This window comes from Novosphingobium sp. 32-60-15, from assembly GCF_002280675.1.
Classification (GTDB): domain Bacteria; phylum Pseudomonadota; class Alphaproteobacteria; order Sphingomonadales; family Sphingomonadaceae; genus Novosphingobium.
The window spans coordinates 69727-88280 of the sequence record NZ_NCEN01000003.1; the positions used below are offsets into that span (position 1 = coordinate 69727).

Here is an 18554-nt window from a genome sequence, read left to right on the forward strand (position 1 = left end):
ACTAAGCGCTTGTGCTGACCTGATGCATGCCCCACTTGAGGGAGATGCTTTCACCCCATGTTATCGCAGCCGTGCTTTGGGCGGTTATTCTCGGCTTTGCGGGCGGGATCCTTACCGAAATCGGTCCGTCGTATCGCGGCTTGAAAAAGCCTTCGTGGCAGCCGCCTGACTGGTTGTTCGGTCCGGCGTGGACGGTGATCCTCGGGCTGGCCGCTTGGGCCGCAGTGCTTGCGTGGAATGGCGCGGGTGATGAAGCCAGACGGATGACTGTCATTGCATTGTTTGCGGCCAACTTCGTGTTCCACTTCCTGTGGTCGCCGCTGTTCTTCACCCGCAAGCGACCGGATTGGGCGCTTGTCGAAGTGCCGTTCTTGTGGGCATCGGTGCTGGCGCTGGCCATTGGTTTGCGTGAATATTCCGTGCTCGCCAGTTGGCTGGTCGTCCCGTACCTTGCATGGGTCAGCTTTGCCGCTATCCTCAATCTGGTGATCGTAAAGCTTAACAGACCATTCGGGCAGTAAGGCGGACGGGGTTTTGCGCTGTCGTGCAAATAGACGATTGCGGCGTAGCGGGCCGGGGTTTGGCACTTTGTCTTGACTTTTGGACGTTCTGCCGCCAAGTGCGCGTTGCTATCGTCGCCTGCGACGGAATTTGTAGCCGCCGGGCTGTTGTTTCCTTTCACGCGCATCCAGCCCCGACGCGCATTTCTGCGGCGGGTTTTAACTGTTTTCGCGAAAGGAAAACATCCATGCCATTTGGCACAACCAACTTCCGGACAGCCTGACACATGGCGAAGGAAGACCTGCTTACCCTAGATGGGGAAATCGACGAGATTCTTCCCGATGGCCGCTTTGGCGTGATGCTGGAAAATGGCCATCGAATCATTGCCTACACGGCGGGCAAGATGCGCAAATTCCGCATCCGCTCGATTGTAGGTGACCGTGTGAAGGTTGAAATGACCCCATACGATCTGACCAAAGGCCGCATCGTCTTCCGTGAGAAGATTGCTGGCGGCGGGGGTCCTGGTGGCGTCAAACGGCGCCGCTAATACTTTAGAAAATACAGGAATTGAATGCTTACAAGTTACGTAAATTCGAACAACGCGCACAAATCGCCGCATTACGCGGCCCGGGTTCAAGCCGGACCCCAGCGCACTTCTTCCGTTCTTTCACAACAGGAATTGCGGGAAATCGTTCTCCAGATGGTCGGCTAAAAGCCCCGTCGGAACAAGACAGCGGCGGCAAGTCCAAATGGACCTGCCGCCATTTTCTTGATCAAAAAACGCAGGGCCGCGATGCGGTTCAGGCATTGCTATCCGTGATAGCCGTCCTAAAGACATTTTCATGACGCTGACGAATGCCCTTGAAAGCCGTCTCGGCTACCAGTTGCGCCGCGCTTCTGCGGTGATGATGGCCGATTTGTCGCGCGAGCTTGCCGATCTTGATCTGCGCCCTGCCGAAGTGACGACATTGCTCGTCATCGCCGAAAACCCTGAATGTTCACAAACCGAAGTGGGGCAAGCGTTGGCGATCAAGCGCGCCAACATGGTGCCAATCATTTCGCGTCTGATGGAGCGCGACCTCGTAGCGCGCCGCCGGATTGATGGCCGCAGCCACGCGCTGACGCTGACCGATTATGGGCGCGAAATCGCGACGGATGCGCAAGACCGGATTGATCGGCATGAAGCCCGCTTTGCGCAATTGCTGGGCGCGACAGACATGCAAACGCTGTTCCGCTGCCTGCCTGTTATCCGTACAGTTCGCGATGCCGAGGCCGAGGCGTAACCATCAGGCCCAGACCTTTTCGCGATACCATTTGGTCACCACATACTTCAGGCCCTTGCGCACTTTCATGGCGTGGTGGAGGGTGGCTGGATTGACGCTGCCATCAAGGCGCCGGTTGTTCCAGCACACCAGCTTGCCGCGTTCGGGCTGGATCAGCTTGTCGATAACCTTGAACCGCGTTGCACCACCTGCCTCAACCGCGTTCAGGTAGACCATGAAGGTCCACGTGCGCTGGCCAGCGACACTGCAAAACGTCTGATAATCTGAGCCTTGCGGGTCAAAGTAATCGGTGTGCGCCTTGAATTCCTGGCCAGGAGCATACCGTTGCCCCTGGATCGGTTCGCCAAAGCTGCAATCGATACCCGATAATGCGCACAGCTTTTCGTCCAGCGCGATCACATCAGGCTCCATCATCGGCAGGTCACACGTCTCGCTGGTGCGAAAGTAATGATCGCCGTTGGCATCGGCGATGGTAGAAGGGCGGCGGTCACGCTCGATCCGCGCAACCAGCTTGTCGCATTCATCGGTTGAAAGGAAGTCACGCAGCACAAACATTTCGATCCGCGGGCTGGGCACTTTCAGGATGCCCGGTACGGTTTGGAGACGTTCTGAACAGCGGGGAAGGGCAATATCGCTCATAGTGCTTGCCATAACGCAGCGTTATCGCTCTGGGCAACTTGAACCCTCTGGCGTGTTGGTCGTAAAACCGTCACGTTGCTGCCGCATGCGAGATTTCGTGATCAACCAGTTCGCCCGACGTCCCAAACGCAATGGCTTCTCGCTGGTCGAGATGATGGTCGTGCTTATGGTGATGGGCCTGCTTGCCGGCGTTGCGGTGCTGACGCTGCCGGGAGACGAGCGCAAGTTGCGCGGCGAGGCAGAGCGATTTGCCGCACGAACGCTGGCGGCGCGGGACGAGGCCATCATCGGTGCGCGACCGATCTCGGTGGTCGTCAGCGAGCAAGGATACTATTTCGAGCGGCGTAGCGACGGCCGGTGGCAGGCGCTTCCGGGACGTGGCTTCGATCTGATGCCGTGGGATAACGCAACCACGGTCAGCGCAGGGCGTCAGCGCATTGTGTTTGATTCTCTTGGTCTTGCCAGCAGCGATGCAGCGGTGCGGTTGGGGCGGGGCGATCAGGCACTGGTCGTACAGATCAGACGCGATGGCAAGGTTACGCTCGATGCGGGATAGCCTGCGGCCAAACGGCTTTACTTTGCTGGAATTGCTGGTGGCACTAGCAGTGTTTGCCATTGCCGCACTGGCGTTGTTGCAGATGGAAGGGGCCAGCATTGCGCGCACCGCCGACCTTGACCAACGCCTGCTGCGCGAGATCGTGGCGCAGAACATGGCGGCTGAAATCCTGACCGATCCTGCACCGCCTGCGGTCGGATCGGCCAGCGGTACAATCGAAAATGCGGGCCGCCGCTTTCAATGGACGCGCACGGTTGCACCGCTCGCCGATTATGGCGTGCTGGGGATCACCTTGAGCGTGCAGGAAACAAGTGTGGGGGCCGGAAGCCAGGCCTTCACGCTGGACTTTACCCGGCTGCCAGCATCATGAACGAAGCGCCCACCCGCAACGGTTTTACGCTGGTCGAGATGCTGATCGCGCTCATGTTGTTCGCGGTGATTGCTGTCGGTGCGATAGGGCTGCTGCGCTTTTCGGTGGATGCCGAACTTGCCAGCCGCAACAAGACCGATTCCATTGCGGCACAGCGGCGGTTTCTGTCGGTGTGGACGGCAGACCTTGCTCAGGCCGTGCCGCGTCCGGCGCGCGATCAGGCAGGCACAGCGCACCCGGCGTTTGAGGCCAATGTCGATGGCGTGGTGATCCGGTTGACGCGTAGCGGATGGGACAATGTTGATGGAGCCGCGCGGCCCAGCCTGCAAAAGGTGGAGTACAGAGTTACGCCCACGGCACTGGTCCGTGCGGGATATCCTTTTCCCGATGGATCTGCGGCGGAAGTGGCAGCAGAAATGCTGCCATTGACCGGTGCACCATCGCTCCGCTTCCGAAGCAAGGACGGCAATTGGCGCGAGCGTTGGGAGCCGCAATTGACCACGGAACTTCCCGTGGCGGTTGAACTGCTCTTGCCCCAAGTGGGGCGCCCGCCATTGCGCATCGTCTCGCTGGTGGGGGTCAATTACCAGTGACACCCGGCAACCCCAAGGAACGCGGCGCAGCACTCCTGTCTGTGCTGTTGTTGGTTGCCGTGATGGCAGTGATCGCTGCGATTATGCTTGACCGGTTGCACCTTGCCACACGGCTTGCCGGAAACGGGCAAGCGATGACGCAGGCCCGGCTCTACGCCACCAGCGCCGAAACGCTGGCGATGGCGCGGATCAAGGCGATGGTTGATACTTCGCAAGAGCGTACGGTGGACCGGGGTGGATTGTTGGGCCGTGAATTTCCGCTGCCACTAGCCCGCGGAACTGTGCTGGCGCGGGTGGATGATGCGGGTAATTGTTTCAATCTCAATTCGCTGGTCGAAGCGGATGCGCAAGGTGTCTTGAAACTGCGGGTAGCCGGTTTGAACCAGTTGCGCGCACTGATGGCGGGCCTTGGCATTTCGCCTGCGGAAAGTGCGATTGCCAGCGATGCCATTGCCGATTGGATCGATAGTGATAATGCGCCTTCGCCGAACGGTGCCGAGGACGAGACCTATCAGGGCGGCACCGTGCCCTATCGTACCGCAGGCCGCTTGATCGGTGATGTGAGCGAGATTCGCGCAGTGCGGGGCATGACGCCGCAATTTTATGAACGCATGCGGCCTTGGCTGTGTGCATTGCCCGCAGCTGAACTTTCACCGATAAATGTCAACACGTTGCGTCCGGATCAGGCCTTGCTGCTGTCGATGCTGGCACCAACCGTCATCCCGGTTGAGCGCGCACGGTCGCTGCTGGCGGCACGTCCGGCGCTGGGCTGGGCAAACGGGGCAGATGCTTTGCGCGGGATCGCAGGCGGTGAAGACGGCGGTGTGCCGCTTGGCCAATTGCAAGTGCGCAGCCGCTGGTTCTTGCTTACCCAGACCGTCACTGTCGATTCGGCGGTGATTGAAGAGCAAGCCCTGATCGACGTTGGCAACAATCCGCCCCGTGTGGCTTTCCGCAGTTGGGGCGATCGTTTTAGCCGTTGATTGGCTGGCCAAGTCGTCGCGAATTTGCGCCCTCTGCAAGATTTTGCTTCCCTTTCCTGCGCCTTTCTGCAAATGGGCCAGCCCGCGCAGTACAGATGTTGCGCCGGATGTGTGGCGACCGTAGCTCAGCTGGTTAGAGCGCCGGTTTGTGGTACCGGAGGTCGGGGGTTCGAACCCCCTCGGTCGCCCCATTCTCTCCTTCGAACGGGCAGCTTTGAGCATTGCCTTTTAGGGCGTCGGGCAAGCAATGCGCTTGCTCCGGCTGGCGCCAAGTGGCAGAGCAATCAAAACCGGCGGCGGGGGTCGCCGGGAGAAGGATTCGATAGCCCCGCACCGATGCATGCATTTGCAAATCCCGCACGTTTCTTGCGCCTTGCGCGTTGGCTGATGCCGCTTTTGCTGGTGTCTGGCCTTGTCCTGTCCATGGGCGCAGTGCTTTACGGACTGCTTGTGGTGCCGCCTGATCGCCTGATGGGCGAAACGGTACGCATCCTGTTCATTCACGTGCCAGCAGCCTGGTTAGGTATGGCCGGATGGTCAACCATCGCGATTGCCAGCCTGGTTGAACTTGTATGGCGTCATCCCCTTGCGGCCATTGCTGCGCGCGCAGCTGCTGTACCGGGCGCTGCGTTCACCGCTATCTGCCTTGCCACCGGCTCAATCTGGGCACGGCCCACATGGGGGACTTGGTGGGTGTGGGATGGGCGTTTGACCAGCTTCCTGATCCTGTTGTTCCTTTATTTCGGGTACATCGCTCTATCGGGAGCGGCGCAGCGCGATATGGCTTCTGGCGGCGGCGGTAATCGCATAACGGCGATCTTTGGTCTGGTGGGCGCGATCAATATTCCGATCATCAATCGTTCAGTTGTGTGGTGGAATAGCCTGCATCAGCCGCCTTCGATCACAGCGGGAAAATCATCGATTGATGGCACATTTTTGTGGCCGTTGTTGATTGCCGCGGTCGGGTTCAGTCTGATTTTTGGCGGCGTCGTGCTGGCGCGTATGCGCACGCTTCTTGCCGAAATACAGACCGAGGCGCGGTTGCGCCGCAAGGCGCTCGGGTAAGCGCCGGGACAAAAGGGACAGGATGCGCGAAGGTTTAAATCAGTGGGATTATGTAATGGCGGCGCTGGCAATTGGCGTGATTGGCACGCTGTTGCTGGTCGGGTTGTCGCTGGTTGCGATGGTCCGGTCTGAACGCCGGCGTGACAAGGTGCGGGCGAAGTGAGCGAAACCAGAACTGGCGGTATCAAGCCTAAGCATCAGCGGCTTGTTTTGCTGGTGATCGCGCTGGTCGCTTTGATCGGTGCCGGCCTGCTGGCGGCTTATGCCCTGTCCAATCAGGCGAGCTATTTTTACGTTCCGGCCGATTTGATGAAAGACCCGCCTGAACAAGGCCGCGCCATCCGCTTGGGCGGCATGGTTGAAAAGGGTTCGCTCAAGACGCGGACCGACGGCGTTACCATCGATTTTCTGGTGGGCGATGGCAAGGCGCGGGTGCCGGTGCGATTTACCGGGATCACGCCGGATTTATTCGTCGAAGGGTCGGGCGTTGTGGCCGAGGGCCGGATGGAGGGGCAGACATTTGTCGCCGACAACCTGCTGGCCAAACATGATGAAAATTACGTGCCCCGTCAGATGGGCGATATGACCGAGGCGCAAGCCAAAGCCGTGGTGGCAGAGACAAAATGATCGCTGAACTTGGCCTTGCCGTCCTTTGGATGGCCGCCGCGCTTGCCGTATTGCAGCTTTTTGCAGGCGTGGTTGCGCTGCGCCCCGGCGGCGCGGCGATGATCGGCCTTGTCCGTCCGCTGGCTATTATGCAGGGCGTTTTGGTTGCCATATCCTTCATGGCGCTGATTGATCTGTTTTTGGAAACTGATCTGACGGTGAAGTTGGTGGCGGAAAACAGCCATTCGATGAAGCCGTTTATCTTCAAGCTGGCAGGCACTTGGGGCAATCACGAAGGTTCGATGCTGCTGTGGGTGACGATCATGGCCATGTCGGGCGGGATCGTTGCGCTGGTTGAAAAGCGTCTGCGCGAAGATACTCTGATTGCGACATTGGCCGGACAAGCCTTTGTCAGCATTGGTTTCTATGCGTTCCTGCTGCTGTCATCGAACCCGTTTGAGCGACTGCCCAAGGCTGTGCCGGAAGGGGCAGGGCTGAACCCGCTGCTGCAAGACGTCGGTCTCGCGTTCCATCCGCCGACGCTTTACGTCGGCTATGTCGGTCTGTCAGTCGCCTTCAGCTTTGCTATTGGTGCGCTGGTAACGCGGGATGTAGGGCCAGCTTTTGCCCGTGCCATGCGGCCATGGGTTCTGGGCGCGTGGATTTTTCTGACGATCGGGATCACGGCAGGGTCTTACTGGGCCTATTATACGCTCGGCTGGGGCGGCTGGTGGTTCTGGGACCCGGTTGAGAATGCTTCGCTGATGCCGTGGCTGGCGGCGACCGCTTTGCTTCATTCCGCCTCGGTGCTGGCAAGCCGCAACGCTTTGCGTGCGTGGACGGTGATGCTGGGCGTGATCGCGTTTTCCATGTCAATGGTCGGCACATTCCTCGTGCGTTCGGGCATCCTGACATCGGTCCACGCCTTTGCTGTCGATCCGGAGCGCGGCTCATTCATACTCGCACTTTTGGCAATTTACATCGGCGGTGCATTGGCCTTGTTCGGCTTCCGCGCCTCGACCGTGACGGAGGGCGAACGGTTCAGCCTGTTCAGCCGCGAGGGCAGCCTTGTGTTCAATAATGTGATGTTGTGCGGCACGCTGGCCATTGTGCTGCTTGGCACGCTCTATCCATTGATGACCGAGGCATTCGACGCAAAGGTTTCGGTTGGGCCGCCATACTTCAACCCGGTATCGGCCATTTTCGTCATTCCGATGATGCTGATGATGAGCGTGGGCCCGCTACTGCGCTGGCGCAGGGATAAGCCGGGACGGATCACCGCGCTGGTTGCCATCCCTGCATTGATAACCGCGCTCGGCTTGCTGGCGGTCGTGGTATTTGCGCCAAGCATCCGCATCTTGCCAATCCTTGGCATTGCCGTTGGTGCAGGGCTGGCTGTGGGCAGCTGGTTGCCACTGAAAGGCCGCAATCTGCGCCGCACGCCGCTGTCGGTTTATGGCATGGTCGTGGCGCACTTTGGCATTGGCGTGGCGCTGCTTGGCGCTGCGAGTGAAAGCGCATTTTCGACCGAGCGTTTGGCTGCAATGGCTGTGGGCGATACGCAGCAAGTTGGCCCGATCACGGTGAAATTGCTCGCAATTGCGCCCGTCGCGGGTCCAAACTGGACCGCGCTCGACGCGACGGTGACAGCATCTTACAAAGACAGCGCGCCGGTGACGTTGCATCCCCAAGCGCGCACGTTCTCGTCTCCGCCGGGTGAACGCACAGAATCTGCGCTGCATACGCGTTGGAATGGCCAGCTTTATGCAGTGCTTGGCAATGAGGGCGACGACGGGCGCTGGCAGATGCGGTTCTGGTGGAAGCCGTTTGTGCCGCTGTTGTGGCTGGGCGGTTTGCTGGTTGCTTTGGGCGGCATTCTATCGCTGCTGGGCCGTGTGGCGCATGATGTGCGGCGCTTGCGGGCCGAAGACAAGATTGCCTATCGCAAAGCGCGGCTGGAGCAGGTCAAGTGAGCGAAGCCACCGCGAAACGCTCTTCCTTGGCGATCTGGCTTCCGCTGGCGCTGTTTGGCGCGTTCTTTGTTCTGGTCATCTGGGGGCTGGTCCGTCCGGCGGACCGCGAAGTGGCCAGCGCCTTTATCGGCAAACCGCTGCCACAGTTTGCGCTGGAAGCAGCTGCGCAAGACCGTCCGGGCCTTTCAACCGCAGACTTCAAGACCGGCAAACCCAAGTTGCTGAACGTGTTCGCCAGTTGGTGCGTGCCCTGCGCAATTGAAGCGCCGCAAATGGATGCCTTGGCCAAGCGCGGCGTTGAAATTCATGGCGTCGCGATTCGAGACCGCAGCGAGGATGTCGCGCGTTTTCTGGCCACCAATGGTAATCCGTTCACGCGTATCGGCAAAGATGACGTGTCTGAAGTGCAAGTTGGCATTGGTTCATCGGGCGTACCGGAAACCTTTGTGATCGATGGCAAGGGCGTGATCCGCTATCAACATATTGGTGAAATCCGGCCAGAGGACGTTGACCTGATCCTGCGCAAGCTGGCGGAGGCGGGGCAGTGACGCGTTTTGTGAAGCAGTTTGCCGGTGCATTGCTGCTGGTTTTGCTGGCTTTGGCACACCCCGCCACGGCGCAAGACCTGCTGCCGCCTGCTCCTTATGCCTACAAGCAACTGGAAGATCCGGCGCTTGAGGCCAAGGCGCAAGCGCTCATGGAAACGCTGCGTTGCCTGAAGTGCCAGAGTCAGGCGATTTCCGATTCCGATGCGCCTATGGCCGGCGATATGCGTCATCAGGTGCGTACTCGCATTGCCGCTGGCGAAGAGCCTGAGGCCATCCGCACCTGGCTGGTTGAGCGTTATGGGGATTACGTCAGCTACGCGCCGCAGAATAAGCCGATCATGTGGCCGCTGTTTGCTGCGCCGCTGTTCATTTTGGTGATGGCGGCATTGTTGCTGCGCGGGCGGTTTCGGCGTGACCCTAAGGATACCGGCAAATGACGTGGGTTGTGATCCTGTTGGTGGCGGCATCTGTGTTCGGCATGATGGCGTTCGTGCTGAAAATGCCACGAGCAGGCTGGGAGCTTGCCGGTGCAGCGCTGCTGGTGGGCATTGCAGGCTACGCCTTTCAAGGTCATCCAGCCATGCCGGGCGCCCCCAAAGCACCGGTTGAAAACAAGCGCGCGGCTGATGAGGCGATGATCAAGCAGCGCCAGCAGATGGGCGATGCTTTCGCCCAAGGGCAAAGCTGGTTGGTCCTTGCCGATGGCCTTGCCCGCCAAGGACAGTTTGGCGCGGCTGCTGAAGTGTTGCGCAAGGGATCGGAGCAGTTCCCCAAAGATGCCGACATATGGGTTTCGATGGGCAATGCGCTGGTTGGACACAGCGATGGCCTGATCACGCCATCTGCGCAGTTTGCTTTCCAGAAAGCAGCCACGATCGCTCCTGATCATCCCGGCCCACCGTTCTTCATGGGGCTGGCACTGGCGCAATCGGGGCGTCTGGCAGAAGCGCGGACGATTTGGGCTGCGTTGCTCGAGCGCTCGCCGGCCGATGCGCCTTATCGTGCCGATTTGTCCGAACGGGTGCAGCGCATCGATTCGATGTTGGCGATGGCGGCTGGAAGCACGACAGCTGGCGGCCCTGTGCCGACCGCTGGACCTGATGCAGCAGCATCGGCTGGAGTGGCCGAGTAGCCATAGAAACAGGCGTTTAGGAACGCCGGTTCGGGCAATTTGTGGCTGTACATATACAGCGCATTTCCGCCCATTGCGGGGGCACAAGGGCGGTGCTAAAGCGCCGCACCTGCTGTTCCGGCAGGCGCGTACTAGGCTTTAGGCCGGGGGCAGTGTTGCCATGAGTGATGCCGTGAATGAGGCTATTGCGCCGCCTGCGCATTCCGCAGGGCATGGCCATGCCGGACATACGCAAGGCTCGCTGGCCAAGCTGGCGGTGGGCGCGATTGGTGTGGTGTTTGGCGACATCGGCACCAGCCCGCTTTACGCCTTGCGCGATACATTTGCGGGCCATCACCCGCTACCGCTTGATATGATGCATGTGTTTGGCATCATCAGCCTGATGTTCTGGTCGATGATGATCATCGTGACGTTCAAATACGTTTCTGTAATCATGCGGGCCGATAACAAAGGTGAGGGCGGCAGTTTGGCGCTACTGGCGCTGATCAATCAGCACACCGATGGTAAGCGTTGGGGCAAGGGCATCATCCTGCTCGGCGTATTCGCCACGGCTCTGTTCTATGGCGATTCGATGATCACGCCTGCGGTGTCGGTCATGGGCGCGATTGAGGGTGTGGCGGTTTACCGGCCTAGCATGCAGGGATTGATTGTGCCCATCGTGGTGACAATCCTGATCGGCCTGTTCTTCATCCAAAGCCGTGGCACGGAAAAAGTTGCCGCGTTCTTCGGCCCGATCATGCTGCTGTATTTCGCGACGATCTCGGTACTCGGCGTGATAAGCATTCTGGAATATCCCGGCGTTGTTGCGGCGTTGAGCCCGCATTACGCGGTCAGCATGTTTGTGGCCGATCCGTTCCGGGGCTTTCTGGCGATGGGCGCTGCGGTTCTGGCGGTTACCGGAGCAGAGGCGCTTTATGCCGACATGGGGCACTTCGGCCGCAATCCGATCCGCATATCGTGGTTGGTGTTTGTGCTGCCTGCGCTGGTGCTGAACTATCTTGGGCAGGCTTCGCTGTTGATCCGTGTCGGTACGCCAGCGCTGGAAAGTCCGTTCTATTTCCTTGCTCCTGAATGGTTCCAGTGGCCGCTGCTGTTCATTGCGTCGGCGGCTGCGGTGATTGCTTCGCAGGCAGTTATCTCCGGCGCGTTCTCGGTGACGCAACAGGCTATTCAACTGGGCTTTATCCCGCGCATGACGATCAAGCATACGTCCACGGCGGCCGGGCAAATCTACATCCCGGTGATCAATTGGGCACTGATGATCGCGGTGATTGTGCTGGTGTTGGTGTTCCAGCGTTCATCAAACCTGACCGCAGCGTATGGCATTGCGGTAACCGGTGCGATGCTGATCGATAACTTCCTGCTGGCCGTCGTGCTGTTCAAGTTGTGGCAGTGGAAAGCGCCGGCGGCGATTGCGATGCTTTCGGTCTTCTTTGCCATCGATGCGGCCTATCTTGGCGCCAACCTGACCAAGATCCCCGATGGCGGTTATGTACCGCTGGTCATGGGCGTCGCCATCTTTACGCTGCTGACCACGTGGTCACGCGGGCGGGCGTTGATGCGCGAGAACATGGCCGAGGGTACGATCCCGCTTGAGGTGTTCACCAAGTCTGCTCATTCCAGCGCCGCGCGCGTTCCCGGCACGGCGATCTTTATGGCGTCGACCGCTGCGGGCGTCCCTTCCGCATTGCTTCATAATATCAAGCATAACAAAGTGCTGCACGAGCGGGTGGTCATCCTGACCGTTTCGATTGAGGACGTACCTTATGTCGATCCGGTGGAGCGGTATTCGGTCAAGGATTACAGCAATGGCTTTTACCGGCTGACGCTGCGGTTCGGCTTTCTCGAAGAAACAGACGTGCCGGCTGCGCTGACCGGCGTGAACATGTGCGGCGAACCGTTCAACATGATGAAGACAAGCTTCTTCCTTTCGCGTCAGACGCTTATCGCATCGGACAAACCGGGCATGGCGCTGTGGCGGGAAAAGCTGTTTGCGTGGATGCTGCGCAACGCTGCCAGCGCAATGGAGTTTTTCCGCTTGCCTACCAACCGCGTTGTCGAACTGGGCAGCCAGCTTAAAATTTGAACGAGGCAGGTTGCGATTTCAGGCGGCAGGACTTGGCATTCTGATCAAATGGGCTAGCTTTGGTTGCACAGATCAGGATTTTCTATGGTGTCGGATGTCGCGCTGCTTCGCGAAATACTTGATGCACAACTGGAAATGGTGTGCCGCTATCGCGCGGATGGCACGATCCTGTTCGTAAATCGCGCTTATGCAAAGTCGCTGAATCTCGAACCAGCCGATTTGACCGGGCAAAACCTGTGGCAATTTGTAACTGGTGCCGATCAAGATCGTGTCCGGGAAATGCTTCACGGGTTGTCGCCGGAACAGCCTGAATTGACCATCGAGAACCGGTTCGAAACCGCAGGCGGGACGCGGTGGATGCTCTGGCGCAATCATGGCCTTGAATTTGACAGTGAAGGCCGCTGGTCGGTTGCGCAATCCACCGCGATCGACATTACCGAGCGGCGGCAACTGGAAGAGCAACTGGAACTGTTGGTTGGCGAATTGAACCACCGTGTGAAGAACACGCTGATGGTGGTGCAGGCGATGGCATATCAAACGTTTCGCGGACTTGATGTGCCTGCCGTTCCGGTTGAAAAGTTCAATGGCCGACTGGCCGCACTTTCGGGCGCGCATGACACGCTAAGTCGCGAAAATTGGAGCGGTGCCTCGCTCGCAGAGATTGTCCGCCAAGGTTTGTTGATCTGCGGCGATGGTAGCGGGCGGGTGAAAGCCGGCGGCCCGGACGTGACGCTGCGCGCCAACGCTACGGTTTCACTGGTTATGGTCCTGCACGAATTGGCCACCAATGCCATGAAATATGGCGCGCTGTCGGGCGACGGTGGCACAGTTGACGTGCGTTGGGATCTGAACGAGGAGGACGGTTGGGCGATCATTCATTGGAAAGAGCATGGCGGTCCGCCTGTTACACCGCCCACCCGCAAAGGCTTCGGATCACGCCTGTTAACCGATGCAGTACCTCGGCAATTGAATGGCAAGGTGGAATTGGTATATAATGAAACCGGATTGCAATGCCGTATTGCGATTCCGCTGGCAGGGGGCGGGCAATGATCGCAGGCAAACGTATTCTGGTGGTCGAAGACGAATTCATCGTCGCGGCCATGCTATGCGATGTGCTTGAGGATGCAGGTGCCCAATCATTGGGCCCGGTTGGCCGGGTGGAAGACGCCTTGGAAATCATTGCCAACCAGGCGATTGATGCCGCGGTGCTTGATTGGAACCTGCATGGTCAATCCGGCATGCCATTGGCTGAGGCTTTACGGGTAAGGGACATCCCGTTTGTCATTGCAACTGGTTACGGCACGGTGGAGGATGCTTTTGCCAATCAGCCGATTTTGAGCAAGCCTTACGTGCCTGAACTTTTGATCGAACATCTCGCGCGCTTGCTCGCGCGGTAAATGACGGGGCGGCACTGCTGCCACCCCGTACTAATGATTAGTCTGCTTTGGCTTCGGACACTGATTCATTGTGAAGGCTGGCTTCTACTTCAGCGGTTTCCTGCTTTGCTGAAGCTGCTGCCTTTTTGGCTTCGGCTGCTGCCTTATCGCCCATTTCGTCTGTCTTGGCAGCGGCATCATCAACCGCGGCGGCAGCTTTCGCGCCCAGTTCGTCGGTGGCGGCTGCGGCCTTGTCCGCGGCGGTGGCAACATCGTTGCCAGCAGATTCAGCGGCCGTGCCAGCGGCGTCCTGGGTCTTTTCCGAACACGCCGAAAGCATGAGGGCGGTTGCCGCGGTGGCGGCGAAAATGGTGAACTTGCGCATGTGGTGGATCACTCCCCTTGGATGGTTCCAGCCATACGGAGACGTCCCCGCAATGGCTGGCTGAAGTGACAACGCATCAACCGCCTATAATATCCCGCGCAGCAAAAAGGGCGCGACATCCAATGATGCCGCACCCTTTTTTAACCCTTCGCTTCAGTGAGGCGAGGCTTATGCACCCAAGTTGGCGCTAACCATCGCATAGAGCATTGGCAGCGACAGCAGCAGGTTGGTGCGGCTGGCAGCCAGCGCGCGCGGTGCAGCAGCCGCCTTTTCCTCCGCCGATGCTTCGACGATGCCAAGGATCTTCTTCTGGGCAGGCCAGATGATGAACCACACGTTGAACGCCATGATCAGCGCCAACCACATGCCAAGGCCGATCAGATTGACCGCGCCTTCGCCGGAGAAGGTCATTGCTTGATGGGCGTAGCCCGAAACAACGGCGATCACGAGGCCGGTGACAACGGTCAGCAGCGCGGCCCAACGGAAGAAGAAGAACACTTTGGGTGCGATGTGGCCAGTGATTGCGCCCTTCTGTTCAGCAGGGATCTTCGGCATGGTAGGCACCTGCACGAAGTTCAGGTAATAAAGCAGCCCGATCCACAGGATGCCGAAGAACACGTGAAGCCAGCGGAACACGGCACCAATGGTAGCCGGTACGGATTCGCCGTAGCCGATCATCATGGCGATTGCGGCAACGAGGCCGATGACCAGAACTAGATGAAGATTGCCGAAAAATTTGGCCATCTGATTTTTCCCCCTATTGGAATGCTTGAAGCTGGCGGACGCGCGCAAACGCTCCCGCGCTTACTGTTTATACTAATGGCTGTGGTGAAAATGTCATACGAAAACCGGCTTTGCAGACCTGTTCAATCGTGTGGGGGGTTTTGTTCAACCTCGGGTTCGGCCCCGGCGGCAAGACCGTGGCGCATCAGCATCGGGATTTGCGCAAAGGTGAACAGGAAGGAGAGAGTGGTTACGCCCCACAACTTGGCTTGAAGCCAAACTTCGAAATTGCCATTGGCCACGTTGAAGAAGTAGCGCAGCACTTCATTCAGCGCGGCAAGAAACAGGAAAAAGAACGCCCAATTGCGCGAAAGCTTGATCCAGCCCGCATCGTCGAGGCCTTCGAATGCGGCTTCGAGCAGGGTGCGCAACATTGCTTTGCCGCGAGCAAGGCCAGCGAACAGGACGCCTGCAAACAGCAGATAAATCGCGGTTGGCTTAACCTGAATCCAGAACGGATCGCCCAGCAGAACGGTCAGCGTGCCAAAGCCAAGGATCAGCACCGTCGACAGCCAGAGCATGGGCGAGACTTTGCCCAAGCGCCACTTCGAGATGATCAAAGCGGCGATGGTTGCCACCATGAACGTGGCGGTGCCCTTGGTGACGGCGACAACTTCGGCAAGGCCAGCCTCGGTTCCTTCAGGCTTGAAATGGCGATAGGCGAGGAAGAACACCAGCAGCGGGCCGTAATCGACCAGCAGGTTGACCCATGAGGATTTGGGCTTGGTCTGAGGTGTGCTCAACGGACTACTCCTGCGATGACGCGGGCGACCAGATCGGGATCAAACGGGCGCAAATCGTCAATCTTTTCGCCAACGCCGATGGCATGGATGGGCAAGCCATATTGTTCAGCAGCCGCCACCAGCACCCCGCCGCGCGCGGTGCCATCCAACTTGGTCATGATCAGGCCGGTCACCCCCGCGACTTCCTTGAAGATTTCGATCTGTTGTAACGCATTCTGCCCGTTCGTCGCATCCAGAACCAGCACGACATCATGCGGGGCTTCGGGATTGAGGCGGCCCAAAACGCGGCGGACTTTGGCCAGTTCGTCCATCAGTTCGCGCTTGTTGTGCAGGCGTCCGGCCGTGTCGACGATCAGCGTATCGATGCCGGTGTCGGTTGCCGCCTTTACCGCATCAAACACGATCGAGGCCGGATCGCCGCCTTCGGGGCCGGTGATGACCGGAATGCTCAGCCGATCAGCCCATACTTTCAACTGGCCAATGGCGGCAGCACGGAAGGTATCGCCTGCTGCCAGCATCACGCCATAGTCCTGTTCCTGGAACAAGTGCGCCAGCTTGGCGATGGTCGTGGTTTTGCCAGAGCCATTGACGCCGATCACCAGGATAACTTGCGGGCGCGGGAAGGCGACGATTTCGAGCGGTTTGGCCACCGGGCGCAGAATGGCGGCGATTTCTTCGGCCATCGCTTCCTTGACAGCCTGTTCGTCAACGCCGTTTTCAAAGCGCGCAACCTTCAGCTTTTCGCGGATGCGGGCTGCGGCGCGTGGCCCAAGGTCCGAAAGGATCAGCGCATCTTCAAGATCGTCAAGCTGCGCATCGGTCAGCTTTGACGCGCCCACAATGCTGCCGAGGTTTTCGGCAAGGCGCTCCGAGGTCTTGCGAAAGCCGCCGAGCAGGCGGTCCGACCAGCTGTCGCCACTCATTCCAGTATTCCTTCGATAATCTTCGTCGGTGTGCAAGTCACCAGACTGCCGGGCACGGTGCCGGGGGCTGTGCGATAGCTGGCGAAGTGTCCCGCATGGCCGGTTCCGTCGCGTTCAGCAAGCACGGTAGCGGGCTGGCCTAGCAGCGTTTGCAGCCACTGGTCGCGTTGATCGGCCACAGCCGCCCGCAACTGGCTTGCGCGTTCCTTGATCAGTTGCGGCGCAACCTGCGGCATTTTGGCAGCAGGTGTGCCGGGGCGGGGCGAATAAGGGAAAATGTGTCCGTGCACCACATCACACTCGCGCACGATGGACAGGTTGTTGGCGTGCATGTCAGCCGTTTCGGTGGGGAAACCTGCGATCAGGTCTGCGCCGATGGCAACGTCCGGGCGGCGGGCCTTGATCTGTTGAACAAGCGCGATGGCTTGCGCGCGGGTATGACGGCGCTTCATCCGTTTCAGGATCATGTCATCGCCCGATTGCAGCGACAGGTGGATATGCGGCATCAACCGCGCTTCGCCGCATATCAAGTCAAGCAGCAGCGGATCGATCTCAACCCCGTCCAGCGAGGACAGACGCAGGCGTGGCAGGGACGGGAAGGTGGCAAGGATCGCGGCGACCAGATCACCTAGTTTCGGAGAGCTGGGAAGGTCTGCCCCCCATGAGGTCACGTCGACCCCGGTCAGCACCACTTCGGCCACACCAAGGTTCAAATGCGGTTCGATTGCGCGCAGCACGTCAACCACCGGAAGCGACATGCTGGGGCCGCGCCCTTGCGGGATGATGCAGAAAGTGCAGGCATGATCGCAGCCGTTCTGTACGGGCACGAAAGCACGGGTGTGGCGTTCCGAAATACCTGCGGGCTTGGCATTGCCCTGCGTCCAATGACGCGCGAGCAGTTTTTCCATATTCGGCACGACCGCATCAACTTCGGGCATCTGCGCAAAGCTGTCTTGTTCGATGGTTGCGGCGCAGCCGGTAACGACAAGGCGCGCTTCGGGGTGTTCGCGGCGCAACCGGCGGACGGCGCGGCGCGATTGGCGCACGGCTTCGGCCGTGACCGCGCACGAATTGACCACGACCGTTGTGGGCGCATCTTGGAGCATCGCCCGGATCGTTTCGCTTTCCGCGATGTTCAGGCGGCAGCCGAGAGAGACGACCTGCGTGGTCATACCGGGTATTCTGTGTCCTCGAACGTGCCTTCGAAACTGAACGATGCAGGGCCTGTCATTTCGATGTTGCCGCCTTCAGGCCAAGCGATGGTCAGCGGGCCGCCGGAAAGATCGACCCGGACGGTGCGGCCAGTCAACTTGCGACGGATTGCCGCAACTGCGGTGGCGCAAGCCCCGGTGCCGCATGCGCGGGTAAGGCCGACGCCGCGCTCCCACACGCGCAGGACAAGGTGATCAGGCCCGACGCGGCTGGCGATGTTCACGTTGATGCGTTCAGGAAACAGCGGATCATTCTCGATCATCGGGCCGAGCCGTTCAAGATCAACGGCATCGATATCGGCCACGAAGAAAATCACGTGGGGATTACCGACATTGACGCCAACCGGATTTTCCAGTTCTTCCCAGCCGACCGGCATTTCCAGCGTGTCCATCGCATAGGCCACGGGAATTTCGTCCCACCTCAAACGCGGCGCGCCCATGTCGACCGATACACCTTGCCGACTGGCGTCAGAGCGGATCAACCCGCCAAGTGTTTCAATGGTTTGTGTGCCGCCAAGCAGCAGACCAACCGCGCGGCTGGCGTTACCGCAAGCTTCCACTTCGCTGCCATCACTATTGAAAATCCGCATGCGCACATTGGCGCGCGAAGACGGTTCGATCACGATCAACTGGTCACAGCCGATGCCGGTGCGGCGGTCTGCCAGTGCGGCGGCGCGCCGCGCAGACATCGGCACAGGGGCCTCGCGGGCATCAATCACCACGAAGTCGTTGCCAAGACCATGCATTTTGCGAAAAGGAATGCGCATGCCGCGCGACATAAGCACTTAGCCCATGAAG

The 18554-nt window shown here is 59.4% G+C and carries 24 protein-coding genes and 1 tRNA gene; 18 read left to right on the forward strand and 7 right to left on the reverse strand.

Going from position 1 to position 18554, the window contains the following annotated elements; translation table 11 throughout:
* Positions 1-44: 44 nt before the first annotated feature.
* From B7Y89_RS03190 to B7Y89_RS03205, 4 genes are all read left to right on the forward strand, one after another.
* On the forward strand, positions 45-521 hold the full coding sequence (locus tag B7Y89_RS03190; protein WP_292935675.1) for a TspO/MBR family protein: 477 nt from the start codon (positions 45-47) through the stop codon (positions 519-521).
* Between the two features lie 266 nt (positions 522-787).
* On the forward strand, positions 788-1048 hold the full coding sequence (infA, locus tag B7Y89_RS03195; RefSeq protein WP_292935677.1) for a translation initiation factor IF-1: 261 nt from the start codon (positions 788-790) through the stop codon (positions 1046-1048).
* A 20-nt stretch (positions 1049-1068) separates the two neighbouring features.
* Positions 1069-1347, forward strand: coding sequence for a hypothetical protein (locus tag B7Y89_RS03200; protein WP_292935679.1), 279 nt, complete (start codon positions 1069-1071; stop codon positions 1345-1347).
* Positions 1344-1784, forward strand: coding sequence for a MarR family transcriptional regulator (locus tag B7Y89_RS03205; protein WP_292935681.1), 441 nt, complete (start codon positions 1344-1346; stop codon positions 1782-1784). The genes B7Y89_RS03200 and B7Y89_RS03205 overlap by 4 nt, the downstream gene beginning before the upstream one ends.
* A gap of 3 nt (positions 1785-1787) precedes the next feature.
* Here the strand turns inward: B7Y89_RS03205 and B7Y89_RS03210 are convergent, their stop codons facing one another.
* The gene (locus B7Y89_RS03210) at positions 1788-2423 is read right to left on the reverse strand and encodes a 2OG-Fe(II) oxygenase (RefSeq protein ID WP_292935683.1); all 636 of its coding nucleotides are present in this window, start codon (positions 2421-2423) and stop codon (positions 1788-1790) included.
* A gap of 85 nt (positions 2424-2508) precedes the next feature.
* Here B7Y89_RS03210 and B7Y89_RS03215 point away from each other — a divergent pair, with 85 nt between their 5' ends.
* From B7Y89_RS03215 to B7Y89_RS03280, 14 genes are all read left to right on the forward strand, one after another.
* Positions 2509-2979 carry a GspH/FimT family pseudopilin gene (locus B7Y89_RS03215; RefSeq protein WP_292935685.1) on the forward strand — a complete coding sequence of 157 codons (471 nt, stop codon included), beginning with the start codon at positions 2509-2511 and terminating at the stop codon, positions 2977-2979.
* Positions 2969-3349, forward strand: coding sequence for a type II secretion system minor pseudopilin GspI (gspI, locus tag B7Y89_RS03220; RefSeq protein WP_292935687.1), 381 nt, complete (start codon positions 2969-2971; stop codon positions 3347-3349). Before B7Y89_RS03215 ends, gspI begins: the two co-directional genes overlap by 11 nt.
* Positions 3346-3942: a type II secretion system minor pseudopilin GspJ gene (gene gspJ / locus B7Y89_RS03225; protein ID WP_292935689.1), complete on the forward strand. Its 597-nt coding sequence runs from the start codon at positions 3346-3348 to the stop codon at positions 3940-3942. Before gspI ends, gspJ begins: the two co-directional genes overlap by 4 nt.
* The gene (gspK, locus tag B7Y89_RS03230; protein ID WP_292935691.1) at positions 3939-4925 is read left to right on the forward strand and encodes a type II secretion system minor pseudopilin GspK; all 987 of its coding nucleotides are present in this window, start codon (positions 3939-3941) and stop codon (positions 4923-4925) included. The genes gspJ and gspK overlap by 4 nt, the downstream gene beginning before the upstream one ends.
* 114 nt (positions 4926-5039) lie before the next feature.
* Positions 5040-5116 (forward strand) — tRNA-His (locus tag B7Y89_RS03235).
* Positions 5117-5261: 145 nt separating this feature from the next.
* Positions 5262-5990, forward strand: a complete 729-nt coding sequence (gene ccmC, locus B7Y89_RS03240; RefSeq protein ID WP_366415561.1) for a heme ABC transporter permease CcmC — start codon at positions 5262-5264, stop codon at positions 5988-5990.
* A 159-nt stretch (positions 5991-6149) separates the two neighbouring features.
* Positions 6150-6617 (forward strand): cytochrome c maturation protein CcmE, encoded by a 468-nt coding sequence (gene ccmE, locus B7Y89_RS03245; protein WP_292935695.1) that lies wholly within the window; start codon positions 6150-6152, stop codon positions 6615-6617.
* Positions 6614-8569, forward strand: a complete 1956-nt coding sequence (locus tag B7Y89_RS03250; RefSeq protein ID WP_292935697.1) for a heme lyase CcmF/NrfE family subunit — start codon at positions 6614-6616, stop codon at positions 8567-8569. Before ccmE ends, B7Y89_RS03250 begins: the two co-directional genes overlap by 4 nt.
* Complete coding sequence (locus B7Y89_RS03255; protein ID WP_292935699.1) at positions 8566-9117, forward strand: DsbE family thiol:disulfide interchange protein; 552 nt, start codon at positions 8566-8568, stop codon at positions 9115-9117. Before B7Y89_RS03250 ends, B7Y89_RS03255 begins: the two co-directional genes overlap by 4 nt.
* The gene (locus B7Y89_RS03260; RefSeq protein ID WP_292935701.1) at positions 9114-9554 is read left to right on the forward strand and encodes a cytochrome c-type biogenesis protein; all 441 of its coding nucleotides are present in this window, start codon (positions 9114-9116) and stop codon (positions 9552-9554) included. Before B7Y89_RS03255 ends, B7Y89_RS03260 begins: the two co-directional genes overlap by 4 nt.
* Complete coding sequence (locus B7Y89_RS03265; protein ID WP_292935703.1) at positions 9551-10249, forward strand: tetratricopeptide repeat protein; 699 nt, start codon at positions 9551-9553, stop codon at positions 10247-10249. The genes B7Y89_RS03260 and B7Y89_RS03265 overlap by 4 nt, the downstream gene beginning before the upstream one ends.
* 160 nt (positions 10250-10409) lie before the next feature.
* Positions 10410-12335, forward strand: a complete 1926-nt coding sequence (locus B7Y89_RS03270) for a potassium transporter Kup (RefSeq protein ID WP_292935705.1) — start codon at positions 10410-10412, stop codon at positions 12333-12335.
* Positions 12336-12419: 84 nt separating this feature from the next.
* Positions 12420-13385 carry an HWE histidine kinase domain-containing protein gene (locus B7Y89_RS03275; protein ID WP_292935707.1) on the forward strand — a complete coding sequence of 322 codons (966 nt, stop codon included), beginning with the start codon at positions 12420-12422 and terminating at the stop codon, positions 13383-13385.
* Positions 13382-13732 carry a response regulator gene (locus tag B7Y89_RS03280; protein ID WP_292935708.1) on the forward strand — a complete coding sequence of 117 codons (351 nt, stop codon included), beginning with the start codon at positions 13382-13384 and terminating at the stop codon, positions 13730-13732. The genes B7Y89_RS03275 and B7Y89_RS03280 overlap by 4 nt, the downstream gene beginning before the upstream one ends.
* Positions 13733-13769: 37 nt before the next feature.
* Here B7Y89_RS03280 and B7Y89_RS03285 read toward each other — a convergent pair whose 3' ends face one another.
* From B7Y89_RS03285 to dapF, 6 genes are all read right to left on the reverse strand, one after another.
* The gene (locus tag B7Y89_RS03285; protein WP_292935710.1) at positions 13770-14096 is read right to left on the reverse strand and encodes a hypothetical protein; all 327 of its coding nucleotides are present in this window, start codon (positions 14094-14096) and stop codon (positions 13770-13772) included.
* Positions 14097-14264: 168 nt separating this feature from the next.
* A complete protein-coding gene (locus B7Y89_RS03290; protein ID WP_292935712.1) occupies positions 14265-14840 on the reverse strand; it encodes a urate hydroxylase PuuD in 576 nt (191 codons plus the stop codon).
* A 122-nt stretch (positions 14841-14962) separates the two neighbouring features.
* Complete coding sequence (locus tag B7Y89_RS03295; protein ID WP_292935714.1) at positions 14963-15622, reverse strand: inner membrane-spanning protein YciB; 660 nt, start codon at positions 15620-15622, stop codon at positions 14963-14965.
* Positions 15619-16545: a signal recognition particle-docking protein FtsY gene (gene ftsY / locus B7Y89_RS03300; RefSeq protein ID WP_292935716.1), complete on the reverse strand. Its 927-nt coding sequence runs from the start codon at positions 16543-16545 to the stop codon at positions 15619-15621. Before ftsY ends, B7Y89_RS03295 begins: the two co-directional genes overlap by 4 nt.
* On the reverse strand, positions 16542-17717 hold the full coding sequence (locus tag B7Y89_RS03305) for a MiaB/RimO family radical SAM methylthiotransferase (RefSeq protein WP_292935718.1): 1176 nt from the start codon (positions 17715-17717) through the stop codon (positions 16542-16544). Before B7Y89_RS03305 ends, ftsY begins: the two co-directional genes overlap by 4 nt.
* Positions 17714-18523, reverse strand: coding sequence for a diaminopimelate epimerase (gene dapF, locus B7Y89_RS03310; protein ID WP_292935720.1), 810 nt, complete (start codon positions 18521-18523; stop codon positions 17714-17716). The genes B7Y89_RS03305 and dapF overlap by 4 nt, the downstream gene beginning before the upstream one ends.
* Between the last annotated feature and the right edge of the window lie 31 nt (positions 18524-18554).